Source organism: Chryseobacterium sp. GW821-FHT04C04, from assembly GCF_059420365.1.
Genome location: NZ_JBWKTO010000001.1, coordinates 825,786 through 846,267 on the forward strand (window position 1 = coordinate 825,786; position 20,482 = coordinate 846,267).

A 20,482-nucleotide genomic window follows, 5' to 3' on the forward strand; every position below is an offset into this window, starting at 1 on the left:
TTAAAAACGTTTATGCATCAATTTTTGCATATTTTGCATTTTTCTCGATAAATTCTCTTCTTGGTGGAACTTCATCTCCCATTAACATTGAGAAAACACTGTCTGCTTCCACTGCATTATCAATCGTTACCTGCTTAAGAATTCTGTGTTCAGGATTAAGAGTTGTTTCCCAAAGCTGCTCAGGGTTCATTTCTCCAAGACCTTTATAACGTTGTACTTCTACCCCTTTTCCGTCCGGAGACATTTCTAAAGTAAATTCCTCACGTTCTTTCTCATTATAAGCATAAACCTTTCTGTTTCCTTTCTTTAATAGATATAAAGGGGGTTGAGCAATATAAACATATCCGTTCTCAATAAGTTCCTTCATAAATCTGAAGAAGAAGGTAAGAATAAGCGTAGAAATGTGAGATCCGTCGATATCAGCATCGGTCATGATCACCACTTTATGATATCTCAGCTTAGCCATATTCAGGGCTTTGCTATCCTCTTCAGTACCTACAGAAACTCCAAGAGCAGTATAGATATTTCTGATTTCTTCGTTATCATATACTTTATGAAGCATAGATTTCTCTACGTTCAAAATTTTACCTCTTAAAGGAAGAATAGCCTGGAAGTGTCTGTCTCTTCCTTGTTTAGCTGTTCCACCTGCGGAATCTCCCTCTACAAGGAAAAGTTCAGATTCAGCTGGGTCTTTGGATGAACAGTCAGATAGTTTCCCGGGAAGTCCTGAACCTCCCATAGGGGATTTTCTCTGAACCATTTCACGGGCTTTCTTAGCGGCCTGTCTTGCTTTTGCAGCTAAAACTACTTTCTGAACAATAATTTTCGCTTCATTAGGGTTTTCTTCAAGGAAATTAGTTAGCATTTCCCCTACGATTTTATCTACAGCACCAGAAACTTCAGAGTTTCCTAATTTTGTTTTGGTCTGTCCTTCAAACTGAGGTTCCATTACTTTTACAGAAATTACAGCTGTCAATCCTTCACGGAAATCATCACCGGTAATTTCTACTTTCTCTTTTTGAGGAATACCTAAATCATCAGCATATTTCTTCAGTGTTCTTGTTAAAGCACGTCTGAAACCAGCAAGGTGAGTTCCTCCCTCATGGGTATTGATATTATTTACATAAGAGTGAAGATTTTCGTTAAATGATGTATTGTAACGCATGGCCACTTCTACAGGAATATCATCTCTTTCTGCTTCCATGAAAATAACATGCTCCATAATAGACTCACGGTTTCCATCGATATACTCTACGAATTCTTTTAATCCCCCTTCAGAATGAAAAACTTCTCCAGGGAATGATCCATCTTCGTTAGGTGTTCTCTCATCAACAAGAGTTATTGTAATTCCTTTATTAAGAAAAGCAAGTTCTCTTAATCTTGTTGCAAGCGTATCATAATTATAAACAAGTTCCTGGAAAATGGTTGCATCAGGTTGAAAGAAAACTTCCGTTCCTCTTTCCTCGGTCGTTCCAATTTCGGCAACCTCTGTAAGTGCTTTTCCTTCTGAATATCTTTGTTGGTATAATTTCCCTTCACGGCTTACTGTAGCCACTAATAAAGTTGAAAGTGCGTTCACACAAGAAACACCCACTCCATGAAGACCTCCAGATACCTTGTAAGAATCTTTATCAAATTTTCCTCCTGCTCCAATTTTAGTCATTACAACCTCAAGAGCCGATTTCTGCTCTTTTTCGTGAAAATCTACAGGAATTCCTCTACCGTTATCTTTTACAGAAATACTTTCTCCTTTGTGGATCGTTACCAAAATGGTATCGCAATATCCTGCTAAAGCCTCATCAATAGAGTTATCTACTACTTCATAAACCAAATGATGAAGACCTCTTACTCCTACATCTCCAATGTACATTGAGGGTCTTAGTCGAACGTGTTCCATTCCTTCTAAGGCTTGGATACTGCTAGCTGTATATTGTTTTTGACTCATATAAAATTAATAAATTTGCCTAATGCAAAGACTTACAAATATCGTGATTTTTTTCGACGTATGAAAGTTAAAAAGTGTCAAAAAAATGTAGAGTTAAAAACAAAAAAAAGCAGACTTTGTCTGCTTTTTTTTGTTTTTAACTTATATCTATAGCTCTATGGGGTATTCTTTTTAATTTTAAATATATTTTTCAATTTATAGCCATAGCTAAATCTGTTTTCTTTCTTGGTCATATTTACCTGTACTTCCATCTTATCTGGATAAAGAAAAAATTCAAAATAATTTATTTCATTTTTTTTGACCTCGATATCTGCTATCTGTTTTTTTCCTTTAAGCATATCATCGTATTCTCCTAAAAATTTAAAGTCTGAAGACATACTTTCAAAATGGGGCGTTACTTTAAATAGGAGAACATAGGTTTTCTTATCAAAATCATACGTTAAGTTCTGTTCAATTTTTTCGATAAAAAAAGAAACATCAGATTGATCATTCTTCTTTTTCACATAAAAAAATTCATTAGGCAGTACCAGTTTTATATCTTTTTCCATCATATTCAGGTCTCCTCTTGGAAGAACATAATCATTGGTCATATTCTGCAGAGACATATTACCCAATGATCTGAAAAAACGGTCAATATTTTGTCTTGTTACATTCTCATCCTTATCTTCAATATAAGCTTTATAAAGAGCCAGTGTACATTCGTCACCAGAAGTCTGGGCATTAATATCTTTACATAATTTTGTTAACAGTCCTGGTGCAAATTCATCAACCTTTTCTTCAACATTAATTTTGTTTGCCTTGTTAATATCCCTGATCAACTGAACATATTTTGAAATCTTACTGTTTGCCGGAATATCCATCATATTTAAAAAATGAGCAAGAACCTGTTCATTCGTCATGTTCCGACAAATAACCATGTACAGGAAATTGGTAACATTATTTCGGGGATTGTAGGTGGCAAAGTCTACTGTTCCAAAAGCCATTTTCCAGGTATTATTATTTCGGACTGCAACTGTAGAAATATTCTTTCCCATCAGCTTGCTGTTCATCTGGGGTACCAGCACAAATCCAGTATTCAGGAAATCATATTTTCTGTTTTCAAAAAAAATCAGTTCCAAAGAATTAAAACTACTGTCTCTACCGCTGGAACGTTGAAGATTCTGGTAAAATACCTCTCCCGCAATTCTTCGTCCCTCGTCGATAAAAAAGTTATATTCTGCCGGAAGATTGACTTGTTCTCCCTGGGGCATATAAATCCCCTTCAATCCGTTCCTGTACTGAGCAAAAGAATAGCAGTAAAATAGAGAAAAAACAATAAAAATTCCCTTATTTAAAAATTTCATGGTTAATAATTTAATCAAAATTCCTGCAAATATGATATTTTTTTTCGGGGTATAAAAGTAAAAAAATGTAGAGTTTTCCTTAGAAAAAAATAAGGAATAGCTAACCAATAAAAGATTCAAAATTAAAATGTATTGCTGAAATATCAACTGTTGTAAATCATATTCAACATCAATAATTTATGCGTAAATTTATTTACTGAAAAGTTGATATTATGGATGATTTTATAGCAGCACGCGCTCAGATGGCACTTTCTCTGGGCTTTCATATCATATTCTCTTGTGTGGGTATGGTGATGCCTTTTCTGATGGCTTTTGCCCATTGGAAATACCTAAAAACCAATAATGAAGTATATAAAGGATTGACAAAAGCATGGAGCAAAGGGGTGGCTATCCTTTTTGCTACCGGAGCTGTTTCAGGAACAATGCTTTCTTTTGAGCTGGGGCTTTTATGGCCTGGTTTTATGAAACATGCCGGTCCTATTTTCGGAATGCCGTTTTCTCTTGAAGGTACTGCTTTTTTCATTGAAGCGATTGCTATTGGCTTCTTTTTATATGGATGGGATAAATTCAATAAGTGGTTTCACTGGTTCTGTGGATTTCTTGTAGGACTGAGCGGACTGGCTTCCGGAATTCTGGTAGTAGCCGCCAATTCATGGATGAACTCTCCGACTGGTTTTGACTATATCAATGGACAGTATCTTAATATAGATCCTATTAAAGCAATGCTCAATGATGCATGGTTTCCGCAGGCTCTTCATATGACTGTTGCTGCTTTTTGTGCAACAGGATTTGCGGTAGCCGGTGTACATGCCTTTATGATCATGCGAAAAAGGAATATTGAATTTCACACCAAAGCTTTTAGAATTGCTGTAGGTTTTGCCTTGATCGGAGCATTTGGAGCACCTTTAAGCGGTGATATTGCAGCAAAATCGGTAGCGGAAAGACAACCTATTAAGTTAGCAGCCATGGAAGCTCACTTTGAAACGGAAAAAGGTGCATCCTTTGTCATTGGTGGAATTCCTGATGAAGAAAAGGAAGAAATAAAATATGCTATTAAGATACCTAAAGTATTAAGCTTCCTGGTGAGTAATGATTTCAATGCTGAAGTAAAGGGTCTTAAAGATTTCCCGAGAGACGAATGGCCTCCGATTGCAGTTGTTCATTATGCTTTTCAGATCATGATCTTCTTCGGAGTGGTGATGATCGGTATCGGAGTTATTTATTTATATGCTTTCTTTTTCAAAAAGGAATGGCTGAGTAAAAACTGGCTTCTAAAAACCTTTTTAATAGCAACTCCTTTCGGATATATCGCTCTGGAAGCCGGATGGACAGTTACCGAAGTGGGAAGACAGCCCTGGATCATTTATGGGATCATGAGAACAGTAGATGCTGTTACTCCCATGCCGGGAATACAGTATTCATTCTACTTCTTCACCGCTATTTTCGTATCATTATCATTGATTCTTGTTTTTCTTTTAAAAAGACAGATCCAAATGGTACCGAAACTTTACGACCCTACCGACTCTCAGTTTAACGATAAAAACAAACTATCATGATCTACGTTGTAATAGGTTTTCTCTGGCTATCCATCTGTCTTTATATTATTCTGGGAGGCGCTGATTTCGGAGCCGGAATTGTAGAGCTTTTTACCCATAAAAAAGCCAGAAATAAAACCCAGGAAATCATGTATGAATCCATAGCTCCTGTGTGGGAAGCCAATCATATGTGGCTGATCATTGCGATTGTAATTCTCTTCGTAGGATTTCCCGAAATCTATACTACGATGTCTACCTATCTTCATATCCCTTTAGTCCTGATGCTTTTAGGGATTATTGCAAGAGGAACAGCGTTTACCTTCAGACATTATGATGCTGTAAAGGATAACTGGCAGGTTTTATATACCCAGATTTTCTACTATGCGAGTCTTTTAACCCCTTTCTTTTTAGGGTTAATTGCTGCGGCAACGGTTTCACATTCTATCAACCCTGATGCTGTTGGTTTTCTGGATTTGTATATTTTCAGCTGGCTGAACTGGTTTGGGGTTTCCGTAGGATTATTTACGGTAGCGCTTTGTGCTTACCTTGCTTCTATCTTTTCATTAAGAGAAACCCGTGATAAAGCTGATCTTTTATTAATGATCAAAAAATCCAAGCAGACCATGATCTTTGTTGTGATTACAGGAATTTTAGTATTTGTGACCGCTTATATTTCAGATATTCCTCTTTTGATGTGGATATTTTCCAAGCCTCTGGGAATTATGTCTATTGCCTTTGCTACCATTGCGTTATTGCTTATTTTAAGAGCAATGAACCGTCAGAAATTACTTCCGGTACGTGCATTAGCTGGATTTCAGATGGTCATGATTTTAGTTGCGGCAACCTATCAGCATAATCCTGATATTATTTTATTAGGAAATGGACAGCATCTTTCACTGTTGGAGCATATGGCACCTCCGAAAACCATTGCTGCATTGGGATGGGCGCTAATGCTCGGTTCATTATTTATCCTTCCGTTTTTATTTTATCTGATGGCTTCTTTCAGTAAGCTGAGAAAATAGGTAAAATATGCAGAATTATAAAGACAAAACAGAGCTTATTGAAGAGCTGAAGAAAAGATATCATCTCTACGATCAGGAATTTAATGATATAAAAGAAGATGAAAAAGATCTTCTGCGGACTGGAGTTGACAAAACTCCATCACAAAATATTTCCTATCAATTGGGATGGACCCATCTGCTTTTGCAATGGGAAGCCAATGAAAGAAAAGGAATTGAAGTTAAAACTCCTACTCCGGAATATAAATGGAATAATTTGGGAGGATTATATCAGTTTTTTTATGACCAATACGGTTCTTATAGTTTACAGCAGCAAAGAGAACTGCTGAAAAATAAGGTTAATGAAATTATTATATGGATAGAAAGCCTTGATAATGACACATTATTCACTCCCGGACAAAGAAAATGGGCAACGACTCCCGCTCAATGGCCGGTCTGGAAATGGGTACATATCAATACCGCAGCACCGTTTAAAAATTTTAGGGCACAGCTTCGGAAATGGAAAAAAGAAAAAGGTACAGAATAACTCTGTACCTTTTATATTTATATTTTCTGAGAAATATTAAGCTAATTTTATCAAAAGATTTTCGTCAATCTTCTCTACTTTCACAATATTATTTTTTGTCAAAGTCTTAGAAGCTTTATCCCATTTTTTTCCCGAAAGTTTAGATTTTTCTTTCACCTCACTTAGAGGAAACTGCTCACCTGATTTCAAAATATCAAGAATAGCATGTTCATCTTCTCCCAATTCAATTTGAGGAACCGCTTTTTCAGGTCTCATCTGAGGGAAGAATAATACTTCCTGGATTGATGCATTGTTCGTTAAGAACATAATTAATCTGTCCATACCGATTCCTAACCCTGAAGTTGGCGGCATACCATATTCAAGAGCTCTTAAGAAGTCCTGATCGATGAACATTGCTTCATCGTCTCCTCTTTCAGATAAAGCCATCTGTGCTTCAAAACGCTCTCTCTGATCAATAGGATCATTAAGCTCTGAATACGCATTGGCAATTTCTTTACCGCATACCATTAATTCAAAACGCTCTGTTAAACCTTCTTTGCTTCTGTGTTTCTTTGTCAATGGAGACATTTCGATCGGATAGTCTGTAATGAACGTCGGCTGAATGAAGTTTCCTTCACATTTCTCACCAAAAATCTCATCAATCAGTTTTCCTTTCCCCATCGTCTCATTCACTTCAATACCGATAGACTTGGCAAAATCGTATAATTCCTTCTCCGTTTTTCCTGTGATATCGAATCCTGTAAATTTCAGGATCGCTTCTGTCATGGAAACTCTTGGATAAGGAGCTTTCCAATTGATTGTATGCTCACCAAAAGTAGATTCTGAATTTCCATTAACCTGAGTGGCGCAGAATTCCAATAATTTCTCAGTGAAATCCATCATCCAGTTGTAATCTTTGTAAGCTACATAGATTTCCATAGCGGTAAACTCAGGGTTGTGCGTTCTGTCCATCCCTTCATTTCTGAAGTTTTTAGAGAACTCATACACTCCGTCAAAACCACCTACGATCAATCTTTTCAGATATAATTCGTTAGCAATTCTTAAATATAATGGAATATCCAACGCATTGTGGTGCGTGATAAACGGTTTTGCAGCAGCTCCACCAGGGATTGACTGCAGAATAGGTGTTTCCACTTCAAAGTACCCCGCATCGTTGAAGAACGTTCTCATGGCATTGAACAATTTTGTTCTCTTCACGAAAATTTCTTTCACCTGTGGATTTACTGTTAAATCTACATAACGCTGTCTGTATCTTAGTTCAGGATCTGTAAATCCATCATGTACAACACCATTATCATCCGTTTTAGCCTGAGGAAGAGGGCGTAAAGCCTTGGTAAGAAGGATAAAGTTTTTCACTAAAACAGTCTTCTCTCCTACCTGAGTCGTAAATAGCTCTCCTTCGATACCGATAATATCACCGATATCCAAAAGGTGCTTGTATACTTCATTGTATAATTCTTTATCTTCACCCGGACAGATCTCGTCTCTGTTGAAATAAACCTGAATTTTTCCTTTAGAATCCTGCAATTCTGCAAAAGAAGCCTTTCCCTGAATTCTGCGGGACATCAATCTACCGGCGATCTTCACCTGTTTACTTTCAGAAAAGTCTTGTTTTATAGATTCTGTAGTGTCTGTGATTGTATACTCATCCGCAGGGAACGCATTAATCCCCATTTCAGTAAGCTTATTCAGCTTTTCTCTTCTAATGATTTCTTGTTCTGATAATTGCATTTCTTATTTTTCTAAAAGCGTACAAATTTAGGCATTTTTGAGGTGACCATCAATTGATTTTTTCATAAATCTAAATTATTTCCGAAAAATAGAGTTCAGTGGATGGTTTTATAAGTTGGAAATGGATATCATTTTGAAATAAGCATTGTTCATTTATCTAACCACAGATTTGCGCGGATGTTTTTGAAAATATAGGACGATACTCTATCATGCTTGCATTAAGCTTTGCCTGAAGCCTATTCCTATTGATAGATAAAACAAATTTGGAAACTTAATGGCAACATAATCTAGCCCCGATAGGAACGTTTACCCCGCAACATGCACTGGCATTGAGTGTAGGCGTGAGGAGTATGAGTGAATAGCGGGATGAAGCTCCAAAATAAAAGAATTTATTATTTGGTTTTCCAACCCTTTCGGTTCTGTTGGGGAATAAATGTCCAGGCCAGCATTCTGCTGATTTTTTGCCCCTGAGCCATATCAATAGTTTTGATTTCTATAGCTTTTACCTTTTTTAAAAGCTGAGTCAGCTTATTGAGATTTTCCTTTTTGGAAACCAGACATGTGAACCAAAGAACTTGTGATGAAAACACTGCACTTTCATTAATCATTTTGGTAATGAAAGCCAGCTCGCCTCCTTCACACCATAATTCCGACTGCTGACCGCCAAAATTAAGCAAAGGCTGCCTGGGTTTTGATTTCTTGAGATTTTTTGTTTTTCTGATATTCCCTTTTATGGCAGACTCTTCAGAATCATGAAAAGGAGGATTGCACATGGTAAAAGTAAACCGGTCTTCAGGATTAATGATATTTTTAAAAATATGATCAGCATCAGGCTGACTTTTCAACTGAATGACAGAGGAAAGATCTTCATTTTGGTCCAGAATATGTTGAGCATTGTTCAAAGAATCCTGGTTGATATCTGTTCCCAGCATCGTCCAGCCAAACGACCTGTGACTGATTAAAGGATACACAAGATTGGCTCCTGTTCCTATATCCAGCCCTTTTACAGCGTTTCCTGTTGGTACTCCATTAAAATTTTCAGCTAAAAGATCGGCAATATAGTGCACATAATCTGCGCGTCCAGGAATGGGAGGACAAAGATTGGTGTCCGGAATATCCCAGCCTTTAATATCATAAAAATGTAAGAGTAGCGCTTTATTGAGCAGTTTAACTGCTTTTGGAATACTGAAATTAATGGTTACCGTTTGATAAGCATTAACAAAGACATAGTGTTTCAGTTCCGGCACACAAGAAATGAGCTGATCAAAATCATAGGGATTACGATGCAGATTTCTTGTGTGCAGACTGGATTTTTCAGTGGACATATTTTATTTCTTCTGACTTAAAATATATTCCACCATTTTTTTGGCATCTTCTTTAGATACCTGTGGATGGGCAGCCATAGGCACGCTTCCCCATACTCCACTTCCGCCTTCTATAATTTTGGAAGCCAGCAGTTCTGTATCCTTTTCAGAGTACTTCCCTGCAATTTCCTTATAAGAAGGTCCTATCATTCTCTCATTCACAGAGTGGCATCCTGAGCAGTCTAATGTTTCCATGATCTGATCACCCGAAAGATTAGATTTTGCCGGTTCTGAAACAGCAGCCGTTTCAGAAGAAGCTGCCACTTCTGCTGTATTTTCTTTTTTAGAACAGGAAAGGATCAGAAGACCCAGAGTTCCTGCCAAAAGTATTTTTTTCATTATTTCTTCGCTGTAGAATCTGTTTTAGCAGCTTCAGGAGCAGGGGCAGCCGGAGTTGCAGCAGCTGGAGCAGCAGGCTTAGCAGTAGAATCTACAACAGTAGTTGTTTCTGGCTCTTCAAGCATTGTGTTGCTATCCTGTAAAGAGTGATCTGCTTTTTTTGAGCAGCTTGCTAATAATAAACCTCCGATAAATGCGATTGCTAATACTTTTTTCATTTTTTTCTAATTTGGAAGCAAAAATATAAAAAATAAACCTTTAAACTTATGACAAATGTTTTCTTTGATAAATATTTTTTAAGATCTGAATTTCAATAAAAAATATTTCAAACTATAGGGATATTTAAATAGGGTTGCTATTTTTGTAAAACGGATTATCCGAACCAAAATCAATCTATTAATAAAAAATTTATGACTAAAGAAAATGTATTCAGTACAGCTTTTCTTGTTGTGCTCACTTCCCTCCTTTTTTCGTGTGATAACTCATCAAACGAACCACAATCAGAGTATTCTGATACAATTGAATCAGTCACTTTGCTAAAAACCACAAAGTCATGGGACGGAACGACTTATCCTGCCTATCCAAGCAAACAACCTGAAATTTCTGTTCTTAAAATTGCCGTACCGCCTAACAAAGCATTGGACTGGCATAAACATTCTGTAATCAATGCAGCTTATGTAGAGAAAGGAGAAATTCAGATAGAAAGAAAAGAAGATGGTAAAACGCAATGGGTAAGAAAGGGTCAGGTTCTTCCGGAAATGGTCAATGTAGCCCACAGAGGAAAAACCGGAGATAAAGGAGCAACCCTTATTGTATTCTACAGCGGAACCCCTGATACTCCTCTTTCTGAGCCTGTACAGTAAATAATTTAGAATGTTCGGGTTACATTTTTTTTTGAATTAAAAGTTTTGAAACCCGGCATTCGCTTTTCCGGAAAATCTACTTTATATCTGTTGATCCGTAATAAATAGATAAACGTTGCCACTCTTATATTTTTTTGATAAGTTTAATCAGATTTTATACTAAAAGATAATTAAAAATTTTAGGGTATGGTTTTAATTTCAAAAATTCTGTTTTTCACCAGCCATCATGGTTTTTATACTGTGATTCTGCTGTTTGTATTCTTTGGGCTTCTCTCCTATCTGACAAAAAAAGCATGGTTTTTGATTCCAATCATTCCTCTTGCGATACTAAACGGGTTCGGAGGACAGTTCTTAAATGCCTGGTTCCTGAATAAATATGGTGTTGAAAGCACCGCTATTATCACCTCTGATGTGGAAACCAATTCTACTCTCAATGAGATGTATATTCACGATTATGAAGCTATTGTGAAGAAACAGGATGGAAAATACACCACTACTTTTTTCTCCACGACTTCTGCAACGATCTATCCCATCAGTAATTCAATCAGAATACCTGGTGATAAAGATATTCCTGTAAAATACATTCCCGGATATGAAAAGAACATAGTCATCCTTTATGATCAGTCCAGAGAAGGGAAAATTTTATTAGAATATGAAAAGCTGGCTCCTGTCAATTCTGCAAAAACCAAGTATGAGGCAGACAAAACGAATAAGGAATTCATTGAAGAATATATAGCTGCATTGGAAGAGTATGTAAAAGAATATGATAATGAAACTTATAAAGAAAAAATCAAAGAATTGAAACATGAGCTCAAACAGCTTAAATAACAAGCTCTTATATTAAGTTTTTTTTATTTTCTGATTTTTTTTATTCTTTATATTAAAAAAATTTCTACATTTGTCCCATGTTTAAAATGAGCAACAATATTTGGTGGTGGCTTTCAAACTCTTCGTCGGGTCTGGAGGTATTGTCATGTTGCTAATCACACAGCAGAAATAATAAAATAAACAATATATAGGCTTTGACGGATACCGTTAAAGCCTTTTTTTATTCTTAAACCTTACAAAAAACAACACGATGTATACGAAAACCATTACAATAAAAACTGTTTCGAAAAAAACACTGGGAGACCTTCATACTCCCATGAATATTTACCTTAAGATCCGAGACAAATTCCGGGATACTATTCTTCTGGAAAGCTCAGATTCAAAAAGTATTGATAACAACTTTTCCTTCATCGCTGTGAATGCCATTGCAGGAATTGAAGTGAAAAACCTCAGCGAATACGAAATCAAGCTTCCTGCTTCTCCTCCTGTAAAGCAATTTATTATGGAGCGAAATATCACAGATATATTTGAAGAATTCCGAAAGATTTTCAAATGTGAAGAAACTAATGATCCTATTGAACAAACAGCACAAAGCCTTTTCGGATATACAAGCTTTGAAGCAGTACAGTTTTTCGAAAACATCAATCTTAAAGCACAAAGTAAGGAAGTTGAAATTCCTGTTCTGAGATACAGATTATACCAATATGTGATCGCTATCAATCATTTCAATGATGAAATGTATATTATTGAAAACTCTATTGAGGGTGTAAAATCTGAGCTTCATCTGTTGGAAAATCTTATTAAAAACCAGAATACTCCGGTGTATCCTTTTGAAAAAACAGATGAGGAAACTTCTAATATTACTGATGAAGAGTATCTTGAACTGGTAAAAACAGCCCAAAAGCATTGTATGCGCGGAGATGTCTTCCAATTGGTTCTGAGCAGAAGATTTGAACAGAAATTCAAGGGGGATGAATTTAATGTATATCGTGCTTTAAGAAATATCAATCCTTCCCCTTACCTCTTCTATTTTGATTACGGAAACTACAAATTATTCGGATCAAGCCCTGAAAGCCAGCTGATTATTAAAGACAACAAGGCAGTCATTCATCCCATTGCCGGAACTTCAAAAAGAACAGGGAATTTTGAAGCTGACCTTGAAGCTATTGAAGTTTTAAAAGCTGATCCTAAAGAAAATGCAGAACATACCATGCTGGTAGACCTTGCAAGAAATGACCTTGGGAAGCTTGGAAAAAATGTAACGGTCACTAAACTTAAAGAAATCCAATTGTTCTCTCACGTTATTCATATGGTAAGTGAAGTGACAGCAGATATTTCCGGAGACCTCAATCCTCTTGAAATGGTTTCTGCCACTTTTCCACAGGGAACGCTCAGCGGAGCCCCAAAACATAAAGCACTGCAACTGATCAATCAATATGAAAAGGATTCCCGTGGATATTACGGTGGATGTATAGGAATGATCGGATTGAATGGAACCTGCAACCAGGCTATTATGATCAGAACATTTTTAAGCAAAAATAATACACTCTTTTATCAGGCTGGTGCCGGTCTTGTAGCAAAATCGGTTCCGGAAAGTGAACTGCAGGAAGTCAATAACAAGCTGAACGCTCTAAAAAAAGCAGTTGAAAAGGCAGAAAAAATAGTTGAAAAATAAATAGTATTCCAACCAATTAGCAACTGGCAACACCCTAACAAAAAAGAAATGAACAACAATATAAACACCCAGCAGCCAAAGCTTAAAGTTCTCGTTTTTGATAACTATGACAGCTTCACGTATAACCTTGTCCAGATTATTGAAAGAATTCTGAATCAAAGAGTGGATGTGGTAAGAAATGATAAAATTACTCTGGAAGAGATTAAAAAGTATGATAAAATAATCCTCTCTCCCGGACCTGGAATTCCTGAAGAAGCAGGCATTTTATTGGAACTGATTAAAGAATATGCTCCTACGAAAAGCATCCTTGGTGTATGTCTGGGACAACAGGCTATCGCTGAAGCTTTTGGAGGAAGTCTTATCAACTTGTCTGAAATTTTCCACGGAGTCGCTACCACTACCGAGCTCGTGAAAGAAGATACTCAACTTTTCAAAAACTTAAGTTCAGGATTAGAAGTCGGAAGATACCACAGCTGGGCAGTCAATACGGAAGGTTTTCCGGAAGAACTGGAGATCACAGCTGTAGACAAAGACGGAATGATCATGGCTTTACAGCACAAAACCTATGATGTGCACGGAGTACAATTTCACCCTGAAAGCATTTTAACACCTGAAGGAGAAGTAATCATTAAAAACTTTCTTTTAGGATGAAAACATTAGAAATCCCATCAACAACAATAAAAACTCCCCAAATGAAAGAAATACTGCAATATCTGTTCAACCACAATACGCTTTCAAAATCAGAAGCCAAAGCGACTATGATTGAGATTGCACAGAATAAGTTCAATACCGCAGAGGTTACTGCTTTCATCAGTGTTTTCCTGATGCGGAATATTACCCTGAAAGAGGTAGAAGGCTTCAGAGAAGCTTTGTTACAGATGGCTGTTCCTGTAGATATTGATACCAGTGATGCTATTGATATTGTGGGAACCGGAGGTGACGGAAAAGATACCATTAATATATCAACATTGGCCAGCTTTGTGGTAGCCGGAGCCGGGCAGAAGGTAACAAAACATGGAAATTACGGAGCTTCTACCATTACAGGCTCATCCAATGTACTGGAAGAACTGGGATATCAGTTCAAAAACAGTTCGGAACAACTGAATGAAGATCTTGAAAGAGCTAATATCTGCTTTTTGCATGCTCCTTATTTTCACCCTGCTCTGCAATCGGTTGGGCTATTGAGGAAATCTCTGGGATTAAGAACATTTTTTAATCTTTTGGGACCATTAGTGAATCCTGCAAAACCTAAATATTCTATGATTGGAGTCTACAATCTGGAAATTGCAAGAATTTACCAGTATCTTCTTCAAAAAGAGGAACGTGAGTTTATTTTGGTGCATGGCCTGGATGGATATGATGAGATAAGCCTTACCGATGACAGCAAAATCATTACAAAAAACGGTGAAGAAATCTATTCTGCAGAAGATTTAGGCTTCAATCCGGTAACGCTGGAAGATATTAAGGCAGGAAACTCCATTCAGGAAACCGCAAAAATATTTATGAATATATTGGAAGGAAAAGGGACAGAACAGCAAAATTCTGTGATCCTTGCCAATGCTTCAGTAGCCCTTTACAATACTCATCAATTTGGCACCTATGACGACTGTCTTTTCTTGGCTCAGGAAAGTCTGCAAAGTGGAAAAGCCTTGAATAGCTTTAATCTTTTGATTAATTAGTTTTATTATTTTTTTAACCGTTAAGAATTGTTAAGTGATGAAGAATCGGTAAGACCATAGCTAAGCTATTTATTTAGCCACATCCTTTATTCTCCATCTTTGATGGAACTTAATTTATCGTATCATCTTAATATCCCTTAATGGTTTATAATTTTTATCATCTTATTAAATTCTGTATCAAATGACTATACTAGATAAGATTATTGAACGAAAAAAAGAAGAAATTGCTGTTGCAAAATCAATCGTTTCTGTCAACCAATTAAAAGACTCTGATTTTTTTGGAAGAAAAACCTATTCTCTGAAAGAGTCTATCAAAAATAAAAGCGGGATTATCGCTGAATTTAAAAGACAATCTCCTTCAAAAGGGATTATTAATAATAATGTTCAGCCCTTAGAAGTGGTTTCTGCTTACGAAAATTTTGGTGCCAGTGGAATTTCTATCCTAACTGACAGTGATTTCTTCGGGGGAAATTTCGATGATATTTTAAAAGTTAGGAATGATATTAAAATTCCGATACTCCGAAAAGATTTCATGATTGATGAGTACCAGTTTTATGAAGCCAAAAGTATAGGAGCTGACGTTGTTTTACTGATCGCTTCCTGTCTTTCCCCTGCTCAGGTAGAGGAATTCACAGCACTTGCTCATGAACTGAAGATGGAAGTCTTACTGGAAATTCATACGGAAGAAGAACTGAAGCATTTTAATTCAAAAATTGACCTTGTGGGGATCAATAACAGAAATCTGAAGGATTTCAAAGTTGATCTTCAGCATTCTGTCCAACTGAAAAATCTGCTTCCAAAAGACGTATTATCTATTGCAGAAAGTGGCATTTACAACCTTGAAGATTTTAAATTTTTAAAAGAAAAAGGATTTGATGGTTTTCTGATGGGAGAATATTTCATGAAAAATACAGATCCAGCCAAAGCATTTGAAGATTTTTCATTACAAATTAACTTATAACGATCAACTACAATGAACCTTCAACTTACTAATGTTCTTTCCCCTCACCTCAAAGTCTGCGGCCTTACAAAACAAGACCAGATTCAAGAGCTGATCGCGATGAAGGTAGATTTTCTTGGCTTTATTTTCTATGAAAAATCGCTCAGATATGTTTTGAACCATCTAAGTCTGGAAGACATTGCAAGTATTGACCATCATGGAAAAGTAGGTGTTTTTGTGAATGAAGAAACCGATATCATTACAAGAATTGTTCAGAAAGCAGGGTTGAATTTTGTTCAGCTTCATGGTGATGAAAGTAATGATTTTATTCTTGAATTAAGACAAAAACTGAATCCTGAAACCGGGATTATCAAAGTCATAAGAATAGGAAATGATACCTCTGAAAACAAAAATAAAATAACACAAACTTTCACTCTGCAACCTGCAGCCTACGATCTACAGGCTATTTCCTATTACCTGTTTGATACCGACAGTAAAGCGTTTGGTGGAACGGGAAAACAGTTTGACTGGACCTTATTGAATGAATTTGAAATCCCTCTCCCCTATTTTTTAAGCGGTGGAATTTCAGAAGACAATATCGGGAATATTGAAACATTGAAACAGAAGCCTTTTGCTTTAGATATCAATTCAAAATTTGAAACGGAACCAGGAAACAAAAATATTGACAGGATAAAAAAGTTTAAAACTTTATACCAGCAAAATAGATAACAAATAAAAAACACACAATGATGAACATACATTTGCTAAAGAAGACATTTTACAAAACATTATTTCCACCCAAATTCGGAAATGAAAAAATCCAGAATCTGTATCACTTTGTTTCTCAAAATGACAGTAATATAGAACATTGGGAAGTCGGTGGATTATTGTCTAAATTCATTTGCACTATTAAAGATTTTGAAGAAAGTGACATCCAGTATTTTTTTGAGAGAATCAGCCTCTGGAACAGTTATTATCTGGTTATTATTTCTGATAAATTTTTAGAAAATCATGTAAGATCAGTGGTAAAATATGATTTAGGACTGATTTATGCTAAAATATTTCTGCTGTATGAAGATTCCGACCCTTATTATCTGATTGACAACCTGGAGATTGCAATCACCATGTATCAGTCAAAAATAGATAAAGCAACCTTAATTGATTTAATGCATAAAATAGAATTGTTATATTATAAAAAACTGATTACCAAGCAACAGTACGATTACAATCTCACATTTATTAATAGTTTGAACCCATGAAATATCAGATAAAAGAAAGCAAGGATTTATTAGAACGGGAGATAGAACATATCTTGCAGCTTTGGGAGGTTTCTGCCTGGAGTACTATGAAACCAAACTATTTCCGTGCTTTTTTCAAAGATTCGGAATTTCATTTCCTGCTGGATACTGATGAAAATATACTGGCGGTTATACGGTTGAATTTTGATTTTACCTTAAAAATATCAGATCATAATTATTCATTTGCAGAAGTTGTAGGACTTGTTTCCGCCCATGAAAAGAAGGGGTATGGAGCATCTTTGGTCCGCAGCTTCAAAGAGAATGTTAGTCAGAGAGCATTGGAAACTATTGGCTTTTGTCATTCTGATCTACGCCCTTTTTATAAAAAATGTTCTATTGAAATTCTTCATGACAAAGCCAAAATGATCAAAGAAAATATCGATTCGGAATGGGTTGCTTCTGATGAAGATGATGATATTTTGATTTTTAATGCTTCACAGGAAAGAAAAGAACTGCTCAATCAGCTAAGCTTACAAAACAATGCTTATTTAATTACTAAAGAATAAAAAGATGAATTATAAAAACCCCGATGAAAACGGATATTATGGAGAATTTGGAGGAGCCTTTATCCCCGAAATGCTCTATCCCAATGTAGAAGAATTACAAAAAAATTATCTTGAAATTATAGAGTCTGAAGAATTTCAGGCTGAATATCAGGATTTACTGAAAAACTATGTAGGCCGTGCTACCCCTTTATATTTTGCTAAAAATCTAAGTAATAAATATAAGACTCAGATTTACTTAAAACGTGAAGACCTCAACCATACCGGAGCTCATAAAATCAATAATGCACTGGGACAGGTTCTACTGGCAAAACGCCTCGGAAAAACAAGGATCATTGCAGAAACCGGAGCTGGACAACACGGTGTTGCCACTGCTACAGCCTGTGCTTTGCTTGGTTTGGAATGTATCGTCTATATGGGTGAAATTGATATCCAGAGACAAGCCCCGAATGTTGCAAGAATGAAAATGCTGGGTGCAGAAGTTATAGCAGCTACCTCAGGCTCAAAGACCCTTAAAGATGCAGTAAATGAAGCATTAAGAGACTGGATCAACAATCCAGTGACGACGCATTATGTGATTGGAAGTGTCGTAGGCCCTCACCCTTTCCCGGATCTTGTAGCAAGATTCCAGAGCATTATTTCAAAGGAGATCAAAGAACAGCTTAAGGAGAAAATCGGAAGAGAAAACCCTGATTATGTGATTGCCTGTGTAGGTGGAGGAAGCAATGCTGCCGGAACTTTCTATCATTTTGTAGAAGAAAAAGAAGTGAAAATCATTGCTGCCGAAGCCGGCGGTCTGGGAGTAGATTCAGGAAAATCTGCTGCGACTACATTTTTAGGAACTCTTGGAGTCCTTCATGGAAGTAAAAGTCTTGTGATGCAGACCGAAGATGGACAGGTTATTGAACCTCACTCTATTTCTGCAGGACTGGATTATCCGGGAATCGGGCCTTTCCATGCGCATTTATTTAAAGAAAAAAGAGCAGAATTCTTTAGCATTAATGATGATGAAGCCTTGAAATGTGCTTTTGAACTGACCAAACTGGAAGGAATTATTCCTGCACTGGAAAGCTCTCATGCCCTTGCTGTTTTGGATAAGAAGAAATTCAATGAAAATGATGTTGTTGTCATTTGCCTGAGTGGCCGCGGAGATAAGGATATGGAAACGTATTTGAAAAATCTGTAAAATGTCGGATGTAAAATGTACAATGTATTTCCCCGGCCACCATTCATTACATTATACTTTAATACAATAAAAAATGAAAAAACTAAATATATACTTCACTGCAGGAATTCCACAACTGGAAGACACCGCTGATATTATAAAACTGATTCAGGATTCCGGAGCTGATATGATCGAAATCGGAATGCCTTATTCTGATCCCGTGGCAGACGGACCGGTGATTCAGAAAGCTCATGAGCTGGCTTTACAGAACGGAATGACGATTGAAAAACTATTATCTCAGCTGAAAGCCATCAAAAACGAAATCAGAATTCCGATTATCCTGATGGGATATATTAACCCTGTATTGAGTTTCGGATTTGAAAAGTTCTGTGCGGCATGTTCCGAAAGTGGTGTTTCAGGATTAATTCTTCCTGACCTCCCTCCTATCGAGTTTGAGAAAAATTATCAGTCTATATTAAAGCAATATAATCTCAACTTTACCTTTCTGGTAACCCCGGAAACTTCCGATGAAAGAATGATATATCTGGATTCTTTAAGTTCAGGTTTTCTGTATGCAGTAAGCTCCTCTTCTACAACAGGAAATGAAAATGCAGTCTTAAAAAATGAAAACTACCTTTCCAGGGTAGCTTCCCTTCCACTCAAAAATCCAGTGATGATAGGATTTGGAATTAAGTCGAAAGAAGATTTTGAAAATGTAACGGAAAAAGCAGATGGCGGGATCATCGGGACAGCCTTTGTGAATATTTTACTTCAGGATAAAGACTGGAAGAAAAGTACCATAGATTTTATCCATTCCATCAAAGGGTAAAATTCACTAAATTTGTATATCAAAAATTGAAATGAATACAAATCAGAATAAAGCAGTAGAATTTGAAGATTTAGGGATCAAAGAATATCAGCCTGCCTGGGATTACCAGGAACAACTGATGAAAAATATCATTGATACCAAAATAAAAAACAGGGATCTTCCCGAAGAACAGCATATTACGACTCCGAACCACCTTCTTTTTGTAGAACATCCCCATGTCTATACTTTGGGAAAAAGCGGACATGAAGAAAATATGCTTGCCGGTATGGATCAACTGAAAAAGATTGATGCCACTTTCGTAAAGGTAAACCGTGGCGGAGATATTACATATCATGGCTACGGGCAGGTTGTAGGCTATCCTATCCTGGACCTTGAAAACTTTTTTACGGATATTCATTTATATATGAGAAACCTGGAAGAAGTGATCATCAGAACCATTGCCGAATATGGTCTTAAAGGAGAACGTTCTCCTGGAGAAACTGGAGTTTGGCTGGACGTTGGTAAACCTTATGCCAGAAAAATGTGTGCTATGGGAGTGAAAGCTTCCCGATGGGTAACCCTGCATGGCTTCGCATTGAATGTGAATACGGATATGCGCTATTTTGAATACATTATTCCATGCGGTATCAAAGATAAGCAGGTGACTTCTTTAAAAAGAGAGCTTGAAAGAGAGCTGACACCGGAAGAAATGGAAGAATTGAAGGCAAAGATCAGAAAACATTTTGCAGACGTTTTCCAGGCAGAATTGCTTTACAAATAATCGAGACAGATTAAGATATAATAATAAACCCAGTTTCATCAGTTGAAACTGGGTTTTTAGTTTAAATATAGTTTTGAATTGTTTAGATTCCTACGGAATGGGCAGAATACAATAAAGTATACATTAAGTAGAATATGAAC

The 20,482-nt window shown here is 36.5% G+C and carries 21 protein-coding genes; 15 read left to right on the top strand and 6 right to left on the bottom strand.

Going from position 1 to position 20,482, the window contains the following annotated elements; translation table 11 throughout:
• Positions 1 to 10: 10 nt before the first annotated feature.
• Together gyrB and AC07UM_RS03785 are read right to left on the bottom strand one after the other, a co-directional pair.
• Positions 11 to 1,945 carry a DNA topoisomerase (ATP-hydrolyzing) subunit B gene (gene gyrB, locus AC07UM_RS03780; RefSeq protein ID WP_494682416.1) on the bottom strand — a complete coding sequence of 645 codons (1,935 nt, stop codon included), beginning with the start codon at positions 1,943 to 1,945 and terminating at the stop codon, positions 11 to 13.
• Positions 1,946 to 2,100: 155 nt separating this feature from the next.
• Positions 2,101 to 3,288, bottom strand: coding sequence for a hypothetical protein (locus tag AC07UM_RS03785; protein WP_494682415.1), 1,188 nt, complete (start codon positions 3,286 to 3,288; stop codon positions 2,101 to 2,103).
• Positions 3,289 to 3,500: 212 nt separating this feature from the next.
• Here AC07UM_RS03785 and AC07UM_RS03790 point away from each other — a divergent pair, with 212 nt between their 5' ends.
• From AC07UM_RS03790 to AC07UM_RS03800, 3 genes are read left to right on the top strand one after another with little or no spacing between them, the layout of a single operon-like run.
• Positions 3,501 to 4,844 carry a cytochrome ubiquinol oxidase subunit I gene (locus AC07UM_RS03790; RefSeq protein ID WP_494682414.1) on the top strand — a complete coding sequence of 448 codons (1,344 nt, stop codon included), beginning with the start codon at positions 3,501 to 3,503 and terminating at the stop codon, positions 4,842 to 4,844.
• The gene (locus AC07UM_RS03795) at positions 4,841 to 5,845 is read left to right on the top strand and encodes a cytochrome d ubiquinol oxidase subunit II (RefSeq protein ID WP_494682413.1); all 1,005 of its coding nucleotides are present in this window, start codon (positions 4,841 to 4,843) and stop codon (positions 5,843 to 5,845) included. The genes AC07UM_RS03790 and AC07UM_RS03795 overlap by 4 nt, the downstream gene beginning before the upstream one ends.
• 7 nt (positions 5,846 to 5,852) lie before the next feature.
• Positions 5,853 to 6,368: a ClbS/DfsB family four-helix bundle protein gene (locus tag AC07UM_RS03800; protein ID WP_494682412.1), complete on the top strand. Its 516-nt coding sequence runs from the start codon at positions 5,853 to 5,855 to the stop codon at positions 6,366 to 6,368.
• Positions 6,369 to 6,404: 36 nt separating this feature from the next.
• Here the strand turns inward: AC07UM_RS03800 and lysS are convergent, their stop codons facing one another.
• From lysS to AC07UM_RS03820, 4 genes are all read right to left on the bottom strand, one after another.
• Complete coding sequence (gene lysS, locus AC07UM_RS03805) at positions 6,405 to 8,099, bottom strand: lysine--tRNA ligase (protein ID WP_494682411.1); 1,695 nt, start codon at positions 8,097 to 8,099, stop codon at positions 6,405 to 6,407.
• Positions 8,100 to 8,491: 392 nt separating this feature from the next.
• On the bottom strand, positions 8,492 to 9,424 hold the full coding sequence (gene rlmF, locus AC07UM_RS03810) for a 23S rRNA (adenine(1618)-N(6))-methyltransferase RlmF (protein ID WP_494682410.1): 933 nt from the start codon (positions 9,422 to 9,424) through the stop codon (positions 8,492 to 8,494).
• Positions 9,425 to 9,427: 3 nt separating this feature from the next.
• A complete protein-coding gene (locus AC07UM_RS03815) occupies positions 9,428 to 9,802 on the bottom strand; it encodes a c-type cytochrome (RefSeq protein ID WP_124536324.1) in 375 nt (124 codons plus the stop codon).
• The gene (locus AC07UM_RS03820) at positions 9,802 to 10,020 is read right to left on the bottom strand and encodes a hypothetical protein (RefSeq protein WP_494682409.1); all 219 of its coding nucleotides are present in this window, start codon (positions 10,018 to 10,020) and stop codon (positions 9,802 to 9,804) included. The genes AC07UM_RS03815 and AC07UM_RS03820 overlap by 1 nt, the downstream gene beginning before the upstream one ends.
• A gap of 192 nt (positions 10,021 to 10,212) precedes the next feature.
• Between AC07UM_RS03820 and AC07UM_RS03825 the strand changes: the two genes are divergently transcribed.
• From AC07UM_RS03825 to lipB, 12 genes are all read left to right on the top strand, one after another.
• Positions 10,213 to 10,665: a cupin domain-containing protein gene (locus tag AC07UM_RS03825; RefSeq protein ID WP_494682408.1), complete on the top strand. Its 453-nt coding sequence runs from the start codon at positions 10,213 to 10,215 to the stop codon at positions 10,663 to 10,665.
• A 186-nt stretch (positions 10,666 to 10,851) separates the two neighbouring features.
• Positions 10,852 to 11,493 carry a hypothetical protein gene (locus AC07UM_RS03830; RefSeq protein ID WP_494682407.1) on the top strand — a complete coding sequence of 214 codons (642 nt, stop codon included), beginning with the start codon at positions 10,852 to 10,854 and terminating at the stop codon, positions 11,491 to 11,493.
• Between the two features lie 250 nt (positions 11,494 to 11,743).
• Complete coding sequence (locus tag AC07UM_RS03835) at positions 11,744 to 13,168, top strand: anthranilate synthase component I family protein (RefSeq protein ID WP_494682406.1); 1,425 nt, start codon at positions 11,744 to 11,746, stop codon at positions 13,166 to 13,168.
• Between the two features lie 48 nt (positions 13,169 to 13,216).
• Positions 13,217 to 13,819, top strand: a complete 603-nt coding sequence (locus tag AC07UM_RS03840; protein WP_494682405.1) for an anthranilate synthase component II — start codon at positions 13,217 to 13,219, stop codon at positions 13,817 to 13,819.
• Between the two features lie 41 nt (positions 13,820 to 13,860).
• Positions 13,861 to 14,847: an anthranilate phosphoribosyltransferase gene (gene trpD, locus AC07UM_RS03845; RefSeq protein WP_494682404.1), complete on the top strand. Its 987-nt coding sequence runs from the start codon at positions 13,861 to 13,863 to the stop codon at positions 14,845 to 14,847.
• A gap of 181 nt (positions 14,848 to 15,028) precedes the next feature.
• Positions 15,029 to 15,808, top strand: coding sequence for an indole-3-glycerol phosphate synthase TrpC (gene trpC / locus AC07UM_RS03850; protein ID WP_494682403.1), 780 nt, complete (start codon positions 15,029 to 15,031; stop codon positions 15,806 to 15,808).
• 12 nt (positions 15,809 to 15,820) lie between these two features.
• Positions 15,821 to 16,516 carry a phosphoribosylanthranilate isomerase gene (locus tag AC07UM_RS03855; protein ID WP_494682402.1) on the top strand — a complete coding sequence of 232 codons (696 nt, stop codon included), beginning with the start codon at positions 15,821 to 15,823 and terminating at the stop codon, positions 16,514 to 16,516.
• A 17-nt stretch (positions 16,517 to 16,533) separates the two neighbouring features.
• Complete coding sequence (locus AC07UM_RS03860) at positions 16,534 to 17,046, top strand: hypothetical protein (protein WP_494682401.1); 513 nt, start codon at positions 16,534 to 16,536, stop codon at positions 17,044 to 17,046.
• Positions 17,043 to 17,591 carry a GNAT family N-acetyltransferase gene (locus AC07UM_RS03865; protein ID WP_494682400.1) on the top strand — a complete coding sequence of 183 codons (549 nt, stop codon included), beginning with the start codon at positions 17,043 to 17,045 and terminating at the stop codon, positions 17,589 to 17,591. The genes AC07UM_RS03860 and AC07UM_RS03865 overlap by 4 nt, the downstream gene beginning before the upstream one ends.
• A gap of 4 nt (positions 17,592 to 17,595) precedes the next feature.
• The gene (gene trpB / locus AC07UM_RS03870) at positions 17,596 to 18,774 is read left to right on the top strand and encodes a tryptophan synthase subunit beta (RefSeq protein ID WP_494682399.1); all 1,179 of its coding nucleotides are present in this window, start codon (positions 17,596 to 17,598) and stop codon (positions 18,772 to 18,774) included.
• A gap of 73 nt (positions 18,775 to 18,847) precedes the next feature.
• On the top strand, positions 18,848 to 19,582 hold the full coding sequence (gene trpA / locus AC07UM_RS03875) for a tryptophan synthase subunit alpha (RefSeq protein ID WP_494682398.1): 735 nt from the start codon (positions 18,848 to 18,850) through the stop codon (positions 19,580 to 19,582).
• Positions 19,583 to 19,613: 31 nt separating this feature from the next.
• The gene (gene lipB / locus AC07UM_RS03880) at positions 19,614 to 20,342 is read left to right on the top strand and encodes a lipoyl(octanoyl) transferase LipB (protein WP_494682397.1); all 729 of its coding nucleotides are present in this window, start codon (positions 19,614 to 19,616) and stop codon (positions 20,340 to 20,342) included.
• The last annotated feature ends 140 nt before the right edge of the window (positions 20,343 to 20,482 follow it).